Source organism: Flavobacterium sp., from assembly GCF_043780635.1.
Classification (GTDB): domain Bacteria; phylum Bacteroidota; class Bacteroidia; order Flavobacteriales; family Flavobacteriaceae; genus Flavobacterium.
Genome location: NZ_JAYWCK010000137.1, coordinates 1 through 17,611 on the forward strand (window position 1 = coordinate 1; position 17,611 = coordinate 17,611).

Below are 17,611 nucleotides of genomic sequence, written 5' to 3' on the forward strand. Positions count from 1 at the left end.
TCCTTATTTATTAATCAATTAAGTACTAAAATGACTTTTTCAGTGCCCTCAAACTTTATATGAGGCTTTTTTGAATTTATTAAATAAAGAACTTTTAATCTTTAGCAAATGGTTTAACTGTAGTTTCCTTTCCATTATTAAATTCGAAAAAATAGATTCCTTTGCTCAGAAGGCTCACATTAATATCTCCTCCAGAAGTTTTCCCTTTTTGAATTTCAATTCCTAAAGAATTGTAGATTCTATAATCGCCTTCCCTATTGTCTTTTATGGAAACACTTAATATAGAATTAGTTGGGTTAGGGTATAAAACTATTGATTCATTAATTGAAGCAGTTTTTGTCTTAGGACTACTTATTTTTGCAGCCGAAACATATGCCGTTCCTACACCCACAGCATAAAAGGCATTTGTTGTTGCTATTGTTTCTAATGAAGTTGCTCCATAAAGATCAGTTGATGCTTTTATTGCATAAGTTCTTGCATTTGCATACGTTGATCCAGATGTCATATAAACACTTTCCATTCTATAAGTTATTTTAGCTGCTTTGTCAATTCCTATACCAGTTACGCTATAAGAACTGCCTTTATCATTGGTTCCTGTTTTGCCTTCTGTTAAAATATAAAACCAATGATTAAGTACGCCGCTATTAGTATGAACACCACAATAATCATTGTTGCTTGTTGGGTGGCATCTTGTTACGGATTTCCAATTTGCACCTCCGTAAGTATCAGGTTGACCTTCTACTTTTGGATTGCTCATAGAACGTAAAGACAAATGTCCTGATCTTCTTTCTATGTCTTCACCTATTAACCAACGTTGTTTGTTTGGAGCAGCATAGTACTCGATGCACGCACCCCAAATGTCAGATAAAGATTCATTCAAAGCTCCTGATTCAAGTTGATATGCTAAATTAGCTGTGCTTGAACAAACAGCATGACCTATTTCATGTCCTGCAACATCAATTGAAGTTAAAATATCAAAACCTCCAGTTCCTGAACCATCACCGTATGTCATTACACTTCCATTCCAGTATGCATTGTTGTAAGAACTACTATAATGTACGTAGCTTTTTAAAGCGGCTCCAGCATTATTATAACTATTTCTGCCATGAACCGCAGACCAATAATCGTATGTTTTTTCAGCTCCCCAATGCGCATCCAATGCTCCGTTATCTTTGTTGACATTGTCATATTCAGCCGCGGTCCAGTTGTTGTCTAAGTCTGTAAAATTAACCGCAGCTGTATAACTGGTTCCTTTTTTCATATTGTATGTCATAATTCCAGAACCTCGAGTTGCATCAGATAGAATGTTTGTGCCTCCGCTTAGGATGGTTTGTATAGATTGTGAGCCACTATAACGTGTGTCTGCATTCGCAACAGCTAATGTTGTGGCAACAGTTTGATTTATTGCCGTAGCTGAATTTGAATTATTACTATATTTTCCTAAGTGTTTTATAATTGCATTGTAAAACAAAGATTGTCCAGTTACGGCATCTATATAGATGTCACCACGACTTACAGGATTTGTGGCATAGATATCATATTTATAACAAAGACGAATTTGTTCTGTTTTTTTTCCATTATTGTCTTCGTCTACAATTGGTAATAGCACAAGTTCTCCTGCGGGTTTTTGATAATCATTTATTTTTGCATCTGATGGGTTTTCCCATAAATAGCTAGACGCTCCTATTTGTTTTAGGGCATTATTAAAGGCTTGTTCTTTTGACAGAACAGGGCGAATATTAATATTGTCCAATTGATAAAACTCACCACTCATGGACTCTAATTTATCGGATTTTGAGTGAAGTGTATAGGTAGAGAATTCTACTTTAATCCCTTGATAAAATAATTGATATTTATCATGTGTAATTCCTAGATTATCAATTTCTGTTTTAACTTTTGCAAAGGATGAGTTTTCTTTTAAAAGCAACTGTTCTTTTAAAACTTTTTGATTTTCAGATGCTTTATAAGATGAGTTTTCATTAAAAATTATTAGAGAAGGCTTGCCTCTTTCATCCATAATTTTTTCTTTCACATTTTTATCTGCATTTTGTGCTTTTGTTTGCATAACGATTAATGAAACAACCGTGAACAATAATGCCTTTACAAGTAGTTTTGCTTTCATGTTAATTTTGATTTATGGTTAGTTTTTAAAGAACTTCAAATTTAACAAAATAATAACAATATGACATATAATATGCTAAAAATTTAAGTTTTATATTGTTGTTACGTAAATTCGTTGAATATTTATTTTAACTAATAAAAGAAATAACAACTGTAACAGTTATAAAACAAAGAAGAGATGGTGTTTTAATTTGATCAAAAAAACAAATACACATCCAAAATCAAGGATGAGTCATATGATTTGGAGTAAAAAAAATATCTATTTTCAATTTTTAATCAATCACCATTTCAGGAATTTCGCCTTCGATAATTAAAGAGGCTTCTGTTGAAGAGATGATGTGTTCTACTGTAACGCCTGGAGCGCGTTCCAAGAGTTTAAATCCTTTTGGTGTTATTTCTAAAACGGCAAGTTCAGTAACTACTTTTTTCACACAACCAACGCCAGTTAACGGCAAAGTACAATTTTTCAATATTTTAGATTCTCCGGCCTTGTTAACGTGCATCATTGCCACGATTATATTCTCTGCCGAAGCGACTAAATCCATTGCGCCGCCCATTCCTTTGACCATTTTTCCGGGGATTTTCCAGTTGGCAATATCACCGTTTTCGGCAACTTCCATCGCGCCAAGAATTGTCAAATCGACGTGTTGCCCACGAATCATTCCGAAACTCATTGCCGAGTCAAAGAAAGAAGCGCCTTTTAAAGTGGTAATAGTTTGTTTTCCTGCATTGATTAAGTCTGCATCTTCCTCGCCCTCGAAAGGGAAAGGGCCCATTCCCAGAACGCCGTTTTCGCTTTGAAACTCTACGTCAATTCCTTTTGGAATATAGTTTGCCACTAGAGTTGGAATCCCAATTCCGAGGTTTACAAAGTATTTGTCTTTGACTTCTTGAGCGATGCGTTTTGCGATGTCTTCTTTACCAAGTGCCATAATTAGTCTCTTTTTCTTGTTGTACGTTGCTCAATCCTTTTTTCGTATTGTTCTCCTTGAAAAATGCGTTGCACTAATATTCCGGAAATGTGAATTTGGTTGGGGTCGAGGGTTCCGGCTTCGACTAATTCTTCGACTTCGGCGATGGTGATTTTTCCTGCGCCAGCCATACACGGATTGAAATTTCGGGCTGTTCCTTTGAAGATGAGGTTTCCTGCCGTGTCGCCTTTCCAAGCTTTTACAATGGCAAAATCCGCTTTGAAAGCCAATTCCATCACGTGCATTTTTCCGTTGAATTCGCGGGTTTCTTTGCCAATAGCGACTTCGGTTCCGAAACCTGCCGGTGTGAAAAAAGCGGGAATTCCGGCTTGTGCTGCGCGACATCTTTCTGCCAGAGTTCCTTGCGGAATGAGTTCCACGTCAAGTTCGCCGGAAAGCATTTGGCGTTCGAATTCGGCATTTTCTCCCACATAGGAAGAAATCATTTTTTTGATTTGATGTTTTTTCAAAAGCAATCCAAGACCAAAATCATCGACGCCGGCATTGTTAGAAATGCAGGTGAGATTGTTGGTTCCTTTTTTTACTAGTTCTGCAATGGAGTTTTCGGGAATGCCACATAGGCCGAAACCACCCAACATTAGGGTCATTCCGTTTTCGATTCCTTCGAGTGCTTCTTGTACGTTGTTAACTTTTTTGTTGATCATAATTATAAAATGACTTTTTAAACCATTAAGAAATTAAGGGCATTAAGTTTTCAAAGTATTGTAATTTCATGATTGTTCGTTTTATAAGTAAATGCCCTAGCCCTGATAGAAGTGTAAATCCTTATGTGCCGATGTTCGGCACGTAAGATTGAAACGAATAGCAGGAAATAGCTCCAAATAAAAAAAATTACAATTCGAATTCTTCAGTATCTTCTTGAATATCGGTGGTGTCTTTTACTTTTGGAGCAACGTAGCAGTCCACTTTTATAGAAAGATTTGGTGGTCTGTCGAAATCTTCTTTGGATACTTTAAGGTTTTCATCTGCATAACAAAGTTTCATAAAATAGCCCCAAATAGGTAATGCTGCCGTTGCTCCTTGCCCATAAGTCAGGCTTTTGAAACGTGCCGAACGGTCTTCGCAACCTACCCAAACTCCCGTTACGAGATTTGGAACCATTCCCATAAACCAACCGTCAGACTGGTTTTGCGTTGTACCGGTTTTACCCGCAATTGGGTTGGTAAACATATATGGATAGCCTGTCCAGCGATTGTCGCCACTTCCGCCGCCTTGTGTACGTAATCGTGCTCCTGACCCACCTTCGGTAACGCCTTCGAGTAATTTGATAACGGCAAACGCAATGTCTTTGTTTAGAACGTCGTGCGATTCAGGAATTGGTTCATAGATTATCACACCACTTTTGTCTTCAATTCGAGTTATAAATTGTGGTTTGATGTAAACGCCTTGATTTGCAAAAGTGCCATAAGCTGCTACCATATCTTCTACAGTAATATCAACTGCACCAAGCGCGATGGAAGGTTGCACTGGAATTTCGGATTTTACACCTAATTTATGTGTTAATTCTACTACTGCTTCCGGACCTGTTTTGTCAATTAATTTTGCCGAAATAGTATTTATGGAGTTTGCCAATCCTTGTTTCAAAGTAACCATTCCACGGTATCTATTGTCGGAATTTCGTGGTTCCCAATCTTCGGTTACGTGATGGCGTCCTTTACGAATCATAAACGGACCATCAAGAATAGTATCGCAAGGCGACATTCCTAATTGTTCGATAGCGGTTGCATACACGAATGGTTTGAACGTCGAACCTACTTGTCTCGCGCCTTGACCTACGTGATCGTATTGGAAATATTTGTAATTGATGCCACCAACCCAAGCCTTTATACTTCCAGTTTGCGGTTCCATAGCCATTAAACCGGATTGTAGAAAGTGCTTGTAATACCGAATAGAATCCAAAGGCGTCATAATAGTATCCCTTTCACCTTTCCAAGTGAAGACGGTCATTTTTGCTTTTTCGCTGAATGATTTTATGATTTCTTCTTCGCTTTTATCTTGCTCAGCTAATACTGTCCAACGGTAGGAGGATTTCATTGCTTGCTTCATGATTCGGTCAGTTTCAGCTTCAGAAATGTTTACAAAAGGCGCATTTTTATTAGTTTTAGCTTCGATAAAAAATTGTTGCTGAAGGTTTTCCATATGTTTAGCAATGGCTTCTTCGGCATGCAATTGCATTCTTGAATCAATGGTGGTATATATTTTTAAACCGTCTTTGTAGATATTGTAATCAGATCCATCGGCTTTTTTGTTTTCTTCTACCCATTTTTTCATATAATCACGCAAATATTCTCTGAAATAAGTGGCTGTTCCTTCGCGGTGACTTTCTAATTTGAAATGTAATGTGATAGGTAAAGATTGTAGTTTTACTTTTTGATCTTCAGTAATTATGCCGCCTTTTTCCATTTGCAAAAGCACCACATTTCTTCGGTTTTTTACTCCTTGCGGATTTTTTACAGGATTGTATAGTCCGGAATTTTTAAACATTCCAACTAATATTGCGGATTCGTCAGTGGTTAAATCTTTGGGTTCTTTAGAAAAATAGGTTTTGGCTGCAGAGCTTACCCCAACTGAATAGTTTCCAAAATCATAAACATTGCAATACATGGCGATGATTTCGCTTTTTGTATATTGTCTTTCCAATCGGATAGCAATTATCCACTCCTTCACTTTTTGTACGATTCTAAAAGGTAAAAATTTAGAACCTTCCCCATGAAATAATTGTTTGGCTAATTGTTGTGTCAATGTACTTGCGCCACCACTTGTTCCTAAGCTCATTATTGCTCTCAAAGTTCCTCTGCCGTCAATTCCTGAATGTTCATAAAAACGTTCGTCTTCAGTTGCGACAAGTGCTTGTACTAGACTTTTTGGCAAATCGGAATATTTTAATTGAGACCTGTTTTTTTCGAAATATTTCCCTAAAACCACTCCGTCAGACGAAATGACTTCTGTTGCTAAATTAGAATCCGGATTTTCTAAATCTTCGAAAGAAGGCATAGAGCCAAAAAGTCCCCACGAGGCAAACAAGAAAAACAATAATAATCCTCCCAAACCATAAAAGAAAATTTTCCAAAATTTATTTTTGTAGTACGTGATGTCTTTTTCGGTATTTTTTGTCTGAATATTATTTTTTTGACTAGCCATAATTACTTCTTAATCTATTTTTTCTATTCTGAAACCAACGTCTGTTATTCCTTCCAAGGCAGTTACTCCGGGAACTTTTCCGTTTTCCCTAACTGCTTGTTTGATGTGAACTTTATATTTCCCTCTAAATCGTACTTTCTCTTTATAAAAAAGTTTGCTTTCCTTTATGTCTGAAAAGCCATCACCCATTAGAGATCCATCAGGATTTGCCATTTGGTATTCTAGAGTGTCTACTTTTGTAAACCCATTAGGTCTTTCTATTGCCACAATCAAAAAGAGATTGTTGAACGGATAGTTGTTGTTATCTCTCAAAGTTACAAATAAATTGTACCGTTTTGTCGAATCTAATTCTGGCAAATTAAAAGTTACAATACTGTCTTTGTGCCAGGCACTTCCCACGGATTTATACTCGTCGAAAACTCTTTTTCTGTCACATGAAAAAAAGAGAATTGCAACTAAAAGCAGCAATGCACTATTCCTTATTCTCATTTTTAGTAATAATTATAGGTTTCCTTGCTATTACAGGTTTTTTATCTTCTGCAACATTAGGTTTGGCATTATTATTTGGCTTGTTGTTGGTGTTACTATTGTTGTTTGCAACAATTAAATTCTCACCGCCTTTGCGTTTTTTATTTGACTTTTTCTTTTTCTTTGGTTGGTCAAAACGGGTTAAACTTTCCTGACCCATTGCATTATTGAAGTGTTGTTCCGGTTCCTGAACAATTACAATTGCAAAATCTTCAAGCGAAGCAACTTTGTTTTTAAGTTTATTTTCAGCAACAATTTCTCTGACTTGTTCGATTTTTAGAACGTGCCAATTGGCAAAATCATTAGTATATGCAAACCACATCAGTCCTTTGAAAATATCCTGTTTTTGGCATATAGCGTCGCCTTTTTCAGTTACTAATTTAGTGTCAAAATCAGGAAATCCTTTTAAGGCGTCCATATAAGTATCGAGCTCATAATTCAGACAACATTTTAATTTACCACATTGTCCTGCTAGTTTTTGTGGGTTTAAAGACAATTGTTGGTAACGTGCCGCAGAGGTGTTTACGCTTCTAAAATCAGTTAGCCAAGTAGAACAACATAATTCTCTTCCGCAAGATCCAATTCCGCCCAAACGAGCTGCTTCTTGACGAAGACCCACTTGTTTCATCTCGACTCTAGTACTGAATTCTTTAGCAAAGTCTTTGATTAACAATCTAAAATCGACTCTGTCATTGGCCGTGTAATAAAAGGTAGCTTTTGAGCCATCTCCTTGAAATTCGATGTCCGAAATTTTCATTTCCAGTTTTTGAGAAATCGCTAATTCACGTGCACGAACTTTCATAGGCTCTTCTTTATCTCGTGCAGCAGACCAAATATCAATATCTCTTTGGGAAGCTTTTCTATAAACTTTAGGAACATCAGGACTGGTGTGATTTACTCCTTTTTTCTTCATTTGGATTTTTACCAATTCACCTGTCAGCGTAACGATTCCTATGTCATGTCCAGGCGAAGCTTCGGTAGCGACAATGTCTCCAATGCTTAGGGTTAGTTTTTCGGTATTTCGGTAAAATTCTTTTCTTCCATTTTTGAAACGTATTTCAACACAGTCAAAAGGAGTTTCTCCATTAGGCAAACTCATATTCGAAAGCCAATCGAAAACCGTTAATTTGTTGCAGCTATCGGTACCGCAAGTCCCATTATTTTTACAACCCTTTGGAGCACCGCCATCAGAAGTTGAACAACTTGTACATGCCATAATTATATATGTAGTGTTGTGACGGGCACAACTTAAGTTCTTAAAACGTTTAGTTTGTAAAGATAGTATTTTTTAGTTTTAAGTTACAAGGTTTGAAAAGGCCAAAAAATCATAAAAATATACTAAAAAAGGTGTTAAATTGAATTTTTGAGTAGATAATAAAGGGTTTGGATTAAGTAAATTTCTAGGTCTCCTTTACCGAAATAATCTTGACCGGACAGGCTTTCGCCGCTAATTCACATTTTTCCACAATGGTATGATCGTATGATTTTAATGTAAAAAAGCCTTTGGCATTTATGCTTTTAATCAATACTGATTTCCCGTCTTTCTTGGACATTTGAAATTGAACCGGAGCCATTTCAACACAATAATTGCAGCCAATGCATTTGGCTCTTTGAAGGGTTACAATGATCATTAAGCTTCCACAATTTTATATAATTTGTCGGACAGTCGAATGCGGAAAGGCAATTTAAAGGTGCAATTATCTCCTTTCGTAGCTTTATCTGAAACTACATCGTTTACATACATTTCCTCGATAATCATTTCTTGTGCGCCAGTGCTTGGTCCTGTAATCAATATTTTGTCGCCTGTTTTTATATCGTAAGCTTCAATTTTGAATTCTCCAACGGTAGCTTTTGGGAAATAATGTGTTGCTTTCCCCACATATACTTTTTTCTGAGTTGCCATCGAACCAGAAACGTCGCTCCATTCGCCCAATTCCTGACCGAGATAATAACCTGCCCAAAAACCACGATTGTAAACTGTGCTCAAAGCTTCCATCCAAACTGCTACTTTTTCTTTAGAAAATGTACCTTCACAATAACTGTCAATCGCATCACGATAAGTTTTGATCACTGTTGCCACATATTCCGGAGCGCGTCCACGGCCTTCAATTTTCAAGACTTGAATGCCCGAATCAATTACTTGGTCAAGAAAATCTATCGTACATAAATCCTTTGGAGACATTAGATATTCATTGTCAACTTCAATTTCGAAACCTGTTTCCTGGTCAGTAAGAGTATATTTCTTGCGGCAATTTTGCTTACAAGCCCCACGATTTGCCGATGAATTATCCGAATGTAAACTCAAATAACATTTTCCAGAAACCGCCATACACAAAGCGCCATGACCAAATATTTCAATTTCCACCAATTTTCCACTTGGGCCTTTGATGTCTTCTTTGATGATTTGCTCTGTAATTTTTTTGACTTGGCGCAAGCTCAATTCCCGGCTCAAAACCATGGTGTCGGCAAATAAGCTGTAGAATTTTATGGTTTCGATATTGGTAATATTCAATTGGGTCGAAATATGGACTTCCATCCCAATGGTTCTTGCCATCGCAATCACTGCTTGGTCTGAAGCAATCACTGCAGTAATATTGGCTTCCTTGGCTTTCGTCAATAATGTTTTTACAACCGATAAATCGTGGTCGTAAATAATGGTGTTTAAAGTTAAATATGTTCTAATTTTTTTGACTTCGCAACGACGGGCAATTTCTTTCAAATCATCCATCGTGAAATTTACTGTTGCGCGTGCTCGCATATTCAATTGCTCCACACCAAAATAAACCGAATCAGCATTATTATCAATTGCCGCCTGAAGCGACTCGAAGTTTCCGGCCGGAGCCATTAGCTCTATTTTTTGAATCATTTTATCTTGTTTAACGACCTTTTCCAAAGTTTTGACATTTGACAAAGATTCATTTTCTGAGAATGTCTTTTTAAAAGTTAACACATCAGACTTTCCTTTTTTGAAAATTTTATTTCCATTTTTAATTCCTCTGCGAATGTCTTTTTGTTCCTCTTCCGAAAGATGAATTACCTCCATACATTCAGATGAACAGCAACCTTCCATTGCCGTTTTGCATTCCTCACATTGGATAAAAAGCAAATGACAGCCTTCGTTCACACAATTCGTATGAACGTCACAAGGTTTTCCGCATTGATGACATTGAGATACAATATCGTCTGTAATTCTTTCGCCTAAGCGATGGTCAAACACAAAGTTTTTTCCAATGAATTTGCTTTCTAATCCTTCAGTTTTTACTTGTCGCGTGTATTCTATGATTCCGCCTTCGAGTTGATAGACGTTTTCGAAACCTTTGTGTTTGAAATAAGCGCTGGCTTTTTCGCATCGAATTCCACCAGTGCAATACATCAAAAGGTTTTTGTCTTGTTTGTGTTCCGAAAGTTGGTCTTCAATAATGGGCAGACTTTCTCGAAACGTATCTACATCGGGTTTTATGGCATTGGTAAAATGGCCAATTTCGCTTTCGTAATGATTGCGCATATCGACTACAATAGTATTTGGATCTTCAAGTAATTCGTTGAAGGCTTTTGCTTTTAGGTGAATTCCGATATTGGTCACATCAAAAGATTCGTCTTCCAGTCCATCGGCAACAATCTTGTCACGGACTTTTATGGTGAGTTTCAGAAAGGAATAATCATCGTGTTCGACGGCAATATTCAATCGAATCCCTTTCATGAAATCGTACTTTTCAATAGTGTCTTTGAAAGCATAGAAATTATCTGCCGGAAGCGATAACTGAGCGTTAATTCCTTCATTGGCAACATAAATTCGTCCTAAAACATCGAGAGGATTCCAAGCAAGAAATAATTCATTCCTGAATTGAGTTGGGTTTTGTAAATGCGCATAAGCATAGAAAGACAGCGTAAGTCGCTGTTTTCCGGCATCATCAATCATGACGGCTCGCTCTTCTGCGCTTAAAGTGTTGTACAGTTGCATGCTATAAACAATTAAGTTGAGAAAAATAGTTGCGCAAAGGTAGAGTGTTTACTGCAAAGTCACAAGATTTATTAAAAACAAAAACCACGAACGAAAGAACGCGGTTTTATGGCATTTGTATAAGGAATTTAATTTATGATAGTACAAATTCCATTGACACATTTGATTTCGGTTGGAGGCAAAGGAACTGAACAATCTGAAATTGCATTCGTTTGAATGTTGTGCAAATTGTCCATTTCGTTGTAATTTTTCACCATTTCTTGTAAATGAACCAAGTTGACACTGTTTGAAAAAACCAAAAAAGTTTTAGGACCTCCACAAGGTTTTGATCCAAAGGCAATATAATTGCACCCACCACTTTCTGAACAACTAAAGCTGTTGATGTAATTTTGAATTTCCAACTTTTTGGTTTCTAATTGTGCCGAAGTTATGAGGTCAGGAGATTCGTTTGTATCTGAAAATTGAAAACTTTGTAAAATTAGAGAAAGCGCTAAAATTTTAAAAAACCACTTCATAATTAAGGATAATAAGAATTATCTATATAATTGTAAAGTTAAAAAAATTTGTTGTAAAATAGCAAAAAGACAATTATTTATAAATTTATAAAAAGCAAAAAGCACTAAATTAATAGTGCTTTTTGTAAAATGTGTGCTTAAAATATTAGCAATACTCGTTGAAAGCGTCTTTCAAGTTATCAGCAATTAGTTCAGCAGCGCGACCTTCAATATGGTGACGCTCTAACATATGAACTAGTTCGCCATCTTTGAACAAGGCAATACTTGGTGAAGACGGAGGAAAAGGAAACATAAATCCTCTTGCAGCATCAACAGCTTCTTTATCAACTCCTGCAAAAATAGTCACTAAATGATCAGGTTTTTTGGCATTATCCAAACTCATTTTTGATCCTGGACGTGCATTTCTGGCAGCACAACCACAAACGGAGTTAATCACTACAAGGGTTGTTCCTGAAGCTTTTACAGCTTTTTCAACTTCTTCGGCAGTGTATAATTCTTGAAACCCAGCAGATGTTAATTCTTCCTGCATTGGTTTTACCATTTCTTCTGGATACATATTTTTTTATTTAAAGATTATTAATTGAAAGTTACAAAGTTACAAAGTTTAAAACCAAGTTGAAAGTTTGCCTAATAAAATTTTGTTATAGTTTGATTTAATAGCTAAACTTTAAATCGGAAAGAATATCCTAGAGCAAAATAATATTCCGGAGAAATAGCTGACAAACCAAATCCTCCAGACACATCCAATTGATGATTGTCATTGAACAAATAAGTCAATCCTAAGTCAAATCGATGATCTGCTTTACCTATTTGCGGAACAAAACCATAAAACTCTATATAAGCTCCAATGGTTTCAGTCAAAGAATATCCTGAAGTCAAGGTATAAATAAAGGTTGGTTTTTTGTCTACTCCGTTCCATTCTGCACCTAGATTATAACTCAGAGATTGCTTGTCGCTAATAGTATGCTGCATCGTGAATCGAAATTCCGGATAATAGTAGTTTGCTCTATATTGTGATGAAGCTACCTCGGGGAATCCTATATGAGCTATCAATGAAGTGAATGGGATAATTCCTTTTTCTTCTAAGAGTCTTGTTTTAAAACCAATTAAAACGGGATTAATTCCCGCATAAGTGTTTTCGTTTTCCTTGGAAATAACATATTCCGTAATTAATCTCAATTCAAAATATTTGTTGATTCCAAAGCGTGTTAATATGGTTGGAGCAACAATTAATTCAGAATTTTGATTGTTTTTTTCATACGAAAACCCATTTTCAAGTTGAAAAAAATGCCTTGGAGTTATAAACGGGCATTCCGTCTGGTCTGGCCTGTCAGTTTGAATAGAAGGCAAATCTTGCGCAAAAGTTATATTTTGAAATTGTATAAAAAACCCCAAAACAAGTAGAAATTTATTCATTTTTTTTATTTTTTTAAATTAAATTTAGACAAAACTAAAAAAATAATTACTCTCGTCAAATTTAATACATACTTTTGTTTTTAAAATACATAATTAGAATGGGAAAATCACTTGAAGAGGTAAACCAATCCGTCTCTACACAAAATAAAAAAACTGTTTTCAGAAAAGTTCTTGCCTTTTTTGGCCCCGCTTATTTGATAAGCGTTGGTTATATGGATCCAGGAAACTGGGCAACGGACATTGCTGGAGGAAGTCAATTTGGTTATGCTTTGCTTTGGGTTTTATTGATGAGTAATTTGATGGCGTTGCTTTTGCAAAGTTTAAGCGCCAGATTAGGCATAGTTACGCAACGTGACTTAGCACAAGCATCTCGTGAAACCTATTCGAAATACATAAATTACATCCTCTATATTCTTGCCGAAATTGCTATCGCAGCCTGCGACCTTGCCGAAGTGCTTGGAATGGCAATCGGGATAAACTTGTTATTTGGGATTCCGTTGATTGATGCTGTTTTGATAACTGTTTTGGACACATTTTTATTGCTTTTTCTTATCAACAAAGGCATCCGAAAAATGGAAGCTTTCATCATTGCCTTAGTCTTGATAATTGGGATTTCCTTTGTTTTCGAAATGTTCTTCGCCCAACCCGAAATGGGTAAAGTGATTTATGGTTTAATTCCTTCAATGCCTAATTCCGAAGCGCTTTACATCGCCATTGGGATTATTGGCGCTACGGTTATGCCACACAATTTATACTTACATTCTTCTTTAGTTCAAACCCGAAAATTCGACCGAAGTGTTGCCGGAATTAAGCAAGCATTAAAATATAATTTAATCGACAGTACGATTGCATTGAACTTGGCATTCTTTGTAAATGCCGCCATTTTAATTTTGGCTGCAGCCACATTTTACAAAAACGGGATGTATGAGGTTGCTGAAATTCAGGATGCTTATAAATTTATGGAGCCTATGCTGGGTTACAAATGGGCACCAATATTGTTTGCCATTGCTTTGATCGCTGCCGGTCAAAGCTCCACAATCACAGGGACTTTAGCAGGGCAAATCGTTATGGAAGGCTATTTGAATTTAAGAATTCAACCTTGGGTTCGAAGAATAATCACGCGATTAATTGCCATTATTCCGGCAGTAATTGTAATCACGATTTTTGGCGAAAGCGTAACTGGAAAACTCTTGATTTTGAGTCAGGTAATTTTGAGTTTGCAATTGGGGTTTGCCATAATTCCGTTAATTCATTTTGTGAGCGATAAAACAAAGATGCGAGGGTTTCACATTAGCAAAACAACCCAAATTATTTCCTGGATTGTTGCCTTGATTATAGTTTCACTGAATGTTAAACTAGTTTTTGATGAAATTTTAGGCTGGCTAAAAACTTCTGAAAACCCAATTATCTTATGGATGACGGTTGTTCCGCTGGCAATTGGATTTTTGATCTTGCTTTTATACATTGTGTTCAAACCTTTTATTACCAAAGCGAAACAGGAAATTCAAAACCATTCGCCACACAATCTAAAACTTCAATTTTCCAAAAAAGGAAATTACAATAAAAAGAGAATTGCTATTTCAGTGGATTTTTCTTCAGCGGATGAGGTTGCCATAAATCACGCCTTTGAATTGGGCGGAATGGAAGCAAAATACACCTTGATTCACGTTGTAGAAACCGTGGGAGCTATGGTTTATGGCAAGAACATTGATGACCACGAAACCTTAATTGACTCTAAATTATTGTTAGAATACAAGGAAATGCTTTCGGAAAAAGGATTTAAGATAAAAACTAAATTAGGCTATGGTAAACCAAACAATGTTATACCAGAAATTATCAATAAAGGAAATTTTGATGTTTTGGTAATGGGAACACACGGTCACACTGGTCTCAAGGACTTGATTTTTGGAACAACCGTTGATAAATTGCGACACAAAATTTCGATTCCGTTGTTTATTGTAAAAATTTAAAAAAGTATTAAGTAAAAAGTACCAACTATTAAGATTTTATTTTTTTATTTCTAAAATCTGCAGTCTAAAATCAACAATCCTATGACTTTTTCGGAAGAAAATTATCTCAAAACCATCTATCATCTTACGAATCTTTCCGATTCTGAAGTGAGCACAAATGCCATTGCTGAAATGATGGAAACCAAAGCATCGTCAGTTACTGATATGCTAAAGAAATTATCCGAAAAAGATTTGGTACATTACAAAAAATACCAAGGAGTTTCATTGACCGAACAAGGAAATTTAATTGCCAAAATGATTGTTAGAAAACACCGTTTATGGGAAGTTTTTTTAGTGGAAAAATTAGATTTTCCTTGGGATGAAGTTCACGATATTGCGGAACAATTAGAACACATAAAATCTGAACAACTTATCGATAAACTCGATGATTTTCTTGGAAATCCAACCGAAGATCCTCACGGTGATCCTATCCCGGATGCACAAGGAAGAATGACAAAAACGGATAAACAATTGCTGTCGGATTTAGCGGTAAATCAAAAAGGAATTTGTGTAGGAGTAAAAGATTCGTCAGCAGATTTCTTGAAATATCTGGACAAACAAGAAATCGCTTTGGGTTCAAAAATCGAAATCATCTCCAAGGAAACTTTCGATTTGTCAATTAAAATAAAAGTAGACACTAAAGAATTAACGATTTCGAATAAAATCGCAAGTAATCTTTTTGTCAAAGTGGGTCAATGACAATTACAGTCATCGCCGCAGTTTTTATCAGTTTTTTTCTTTTTGAAAAAGAACTTTCGAACTAAAAAAGCAACTGCAATACCTAAAGTTATATATGTTAAAATGTCTTGAATCATAATTATTTATTTTAAAATTTGGTAAGCTATTAATGCAACAATATAGGCAAAGCTACTCATAAAAACCAATTGTCCCAAAGGCCATTTCCAACTGTTCGTCTCCTTTTTTGTAACAGCAAGTGTGCTCGCACATTGCATCGCAAAGGCATAAAATAACAACAATGAAATTCCGGAAGCAAAATTAAATATTTTATCTCCGGTTTCTGGATTAATTTCTGCTCTCATTTTGTTTTTTATGGTATCTTCATTGTCGCTTCCGCCAACGCTGTATATAGTTGCCAATGTTCCCACAAAAACCTCCCTTGCGGCAAAAGAACTGATAATAGCAATGCCAATTTTCCAATCGTAACCCAAAGGTGAAATCAAAGGTTCGATGGTTTTTCCCATCAGTCCAATATAGGAATTTTCTAATTTATAAGAAGCAACTTTGTTTTTCAGTTCTATTTTTGATATTCCTTCATTCTCAGTTTTTGCCTTTAGAATGGCTTCGGCATCGCTGAATTTTTTGCTTGGACCATTAGAAGCCAAAAACCATAAAATCACAGCTATAGAAAGAATGATTTTCCCCGCTCCAAAAACAAAAGCCTTGGTTTTTTCGATAACGTTTATTGCCACGTTTTTGAACATTGGTAACTTGTAATTGGGCATTTCGACCACAAAGAAAGTTTTGCAATTGAGCTTAAGCACTTTATGGAGGCCGTAAGCCGAAAGTATCGCCATTCCAAAACCAATCAGATACAACAACATCAGCGTCAATCCTTGTAAATTAAGGAAACCAAAAACAAATTTGTCAGGAATTACCAGTCCAATGATAATAGCGTAAACCGGCAACCTTGCAGAACAAGTAGTAAACGGAGTTACGAGAATTGTGATTAATCTTTCTTTCCAGTTTTCGATATTTCGCGTTGCCATAATCGCCGGAATGGCACAGGCTGTTCCTGAAATTAACGGCACGATACTTTTGCCCGAAAGCCCAAATTTGCGCATAATTTTGTCCATCAAAAAGACCACTCGGCTCATATAGCCGCTTTCTTCGAGAACAGAAATGAACAGAAACAAAAAAGTAATTTGAGGAATAAATATTAAAATTCCGCCTATTCCCGGGATAATTCCTTGTGCAATTAAATTTGTAAATGCTCCTGGTGGCAAGTATTTGTTTGCAATTGAACTCAAGTTTGCAAATGCGTGGTCAATTAAATCCATTGGAATTTTTGACCATTCAAATATGGATTGAAAAATCCCAAATAATATGAAAAAGAAAATTAAATAACCCCAAAATTTATGCGTGAGAACTCTATCCAGTTTACTTCTGAAATCCGTAGCTGAAGCGGAATCTACTATTTGACCTGTTTTCAGTGTATCATTTATAAATTGGTAGCGCTTGATGGTTTCTTTTTGTTGCAGCCTTTTTAACTCGGAATCGCTTTTTGTAAACGAATTGTTTTCTAGCGCTTTTCTATTTAAATCCACAAAATTCACATCTTGTGTAATGACTAACCAAAGTTTATATAAGGATTGGTTTGGAAACGTTTTTCGAAGATTATCAAAATAAACATCGTCGATTGAGGATGCATTCAGACACGGTTCTGTCGAAATGGTTTTGTATGTTGTAATTAATTTCTTTAGCTCTTCAATTCCAATATTTTTTCTGGAACTTACCAATGCAATTTTGGTTTTTAATTTTTCTTCTAAAAAGGGAATGTCGAGCGAAATTCCTTTGAGTTTCATTCTGTCAATCATATTGATAACCAGAATAGTTGGAATTTCCAAGTCTTTGATTTGGGTAAAAAGCAATAAATTACGCTTCAAATTTTCTACTTCAGAAACTAAAACAATTATATCGGGAAAGAGTTTGTCTTTTTTATTTAGCAAAAGATCAATCACCACACTTTCGTCCGCAGAACTGGCATTCAAACTGTAGGTTCCGGGTAAATCGATTACGTTTGCATTGATATTAGTAGATAATTTGCAAAAACCAACTTTCTTTTCGACTGTAATTCCTGGATAATTTCCCACTTGTTGGTTTAAACCTGTAAGTTGGTTAAAAACCGAAGTTTTTCCCACGTTTGGATTCCCAATTAAAGCGACATTGATATTTTGTTTGCTCATTTCG

At 35.9% G+C, this 17,611-nt stretch carries 14 protein-coding genes and 1 pseudogene; 2 read left to right on the forward strand and 13 right to left on the reverse strand.

Annotation, left to right across the window (positions count from 1 at the left end; all coding sequences use genetic code 11):
- Positions 1-94: 94 nt before the first annotated feature.
- The 12 genes and pseudogenes from ACH2BV_RS12400 to ACH2BV_RS12455 all read right to left on the reverse strand — a co-directional run bounded on the left by ACH2BV_RS12400 (position 95) and on the right by ACH2BV_RS12455 (position 12,674).
- Positions 95-2,122, reverse strand: coding sequence for a M4 family metallopeptidase (locus ACH2BV_RS12400; protein WP_395051045.1), 2,028 nt, complete (start codon positions 2,120-2,122; stop codon positions 95-97).
- 271 nt (positions 2,123-2,393) lie between these two features.
- Positions 2,394-3,053, reverse strand: coding sequence for a CoA transferase subunit B (locus tag ACH2BV_RS12405; protein ID WP_395051046.1), 660 nt, complete (start codon positions 3,051-3,053; stop codon positions 2,394-2,396).
- A gap of 2 nt (positions 3,054-3,055) precedes the next feature.
- Positions 3,056-3,757 (reverse strand): CoA transferase subunit A, encoded by a 702-nt coding sequence (locus tag ACH2BV_RS12410; RefSeq protein WP_395051047.1) that lies wholly within the window; start codon positions 3,755-3,757, stop codon positions 3,056-3,058.
- A gap of 187 nt (positions 3,758-3,944) precedes the next feature.
- Positions 3,945-6,254, reverse strand: a complete 2,310-nt coding sequence (locus ACH2BV_RS12415; RefSeq protein WP_395051048.1) for a penicillin-binding protein 1A — start codon at positions 6,252-6,254, stop codon at positions 3,945-3,947.
- A gap of 9 nt (positions 6,255-6,263) precedes the next feature.
- Complete coding sequence (locus ACH2BV_RS12420) at positions 6,264-6,743, reverse strand: gliding motility lipoprotein GldH (protein ID WP_395051049.1); 480 nt, start codon at positions 6,741-6,743, stop codon at positions 6,264-6,266.
- On the reverse strand, positions 6,727-7,998 hold the full coding sequence (locus ACH2BV_RS12425; RefSeq protein WP_395051050.1) for a stage 0 sporulation family protein: 1,272 nt from the start codon (positions 7,996-7,998) through the stop codon (positions 6,727-6,729). The genes ACH2BV_RS12420 and ACH2BV_RS12425 overlap by 17 nt, the downstream gene beginning before the upstream one ends.
- A 184-nt stretch (positions 7,999-8,182) precedes the next feature.
- Complete coding sequence (locus tag ACH2BV_RS12430) at positions 8,183-8,413, reverse strand: ferredoxin (RefSeq protein WP_395051051.1); 231 nt, start codon at positions 8,411-8,413, stop codon at positions 8,183-8,185.
- Complete coding sequence (locus ACH2BV_RS12435) at positions 8,413-9,648, reverse strand: peptidase U32 family protein (RefSeq protein WP_395051070.1); 1,236 nt, start codon at positions 9,646-9,648, stop codon at positions 8,413-8,415. The genes ACH2BV_RS12430 and ACH2BV_RS12435 overlap by 1 nt, the downstream gene beginning before the upstream one ends.
- Positions 9,649-9,713: 65 nt before the next feature.
- Positions 9,714-10,743, reverse strand: a pseudogene (locus ACH2BV_RS12440) (rhodanese-related sulfurtransferase); the annotation flags it as partial.
- Positions 10,744-10,871: 128 nt separating this feature from the next.
- Positions 10,872-11,258 (reverse strand): hypothetical protein, encoded by a 387-nt coding sequence (locus ACH2BV_RS12445; protein ID WP_395051052.1) that lies wholly within the window; start codon positions 11,256-11,258, stop codon positions 10,872-10,874.
- Between the two features lie 145 nt (positions 11,259-11,403).
- Positions 11,404-11,814 (reverse strand): BrxA/BrxB family bacilliredoxin, encoded by a 411-nt coding sequence (locus ACH2BV_RS12450; RefSeq protein WP_395051053.1) that lies wholly within the window; start codon positions 11,812-11,814, stop codon positions 11,404-11,406.
- 104 nt (positions 11,815-11,918) lie between these two features.
- Entirely contained in the window at positions 11,919-12,674 is a 756-nt protein-coding gene (locus ACH2BV_RS12455; RefSeq protein ID WP_395051054.1) for a transporter, read from the reverse strand.
- A gap of 98 nt (positions 12,675-12,772) precedes the next feature.
- On the opposite strand from ACH2BV_RS12455, the gene ACH2BV_RS12460 reads away from it, so the two are divergent.
- Positions 12,773-14,644 carry an Nramp family divalent metal transporter gene (locus ACH2BV_RS12460; RefSeq protein ID WP_395051055.1) on the forward strand — a complete coding sequence of 624 codons (1,872 nt, stop codon included), beginning with the start codon at positions 12,773-12,775 and terminating at the stop codon, positions 14,642-14,644.
- 81 nt (positions 14,645-14,725) lie between these two features.
- Complete coding sequence (locus ACH2BV_RS12465; RefSeq protein ID WP_395051056.1) at positions 14,726-15,382, forward strand: metal-dependent transcriptional regulator; 657 nt, start codon at positions 14,726-14,728, stop codon at positions 15,380-15,382.
- A 122-nt stretch (positions 15,383-15,504) separates the two neighbouring features.
- Here ACH2BV_RS12465 and feoB read toward each other — a convergent pair whose 3' ends face one another.
- Complete coding sequence (feoB, locus tag ACH2BV_RS12470) at positions 15,505-17,607, reverse strand: ferrous iron transport protein B (RefSeq protein WP_395051057.1); 2,103 nt, start codon at positions 17,605-17,607, stop codon at positions 15,505-15,507.
- Positions 17,608-17,611: the final 4 nt, after the last annotated feature.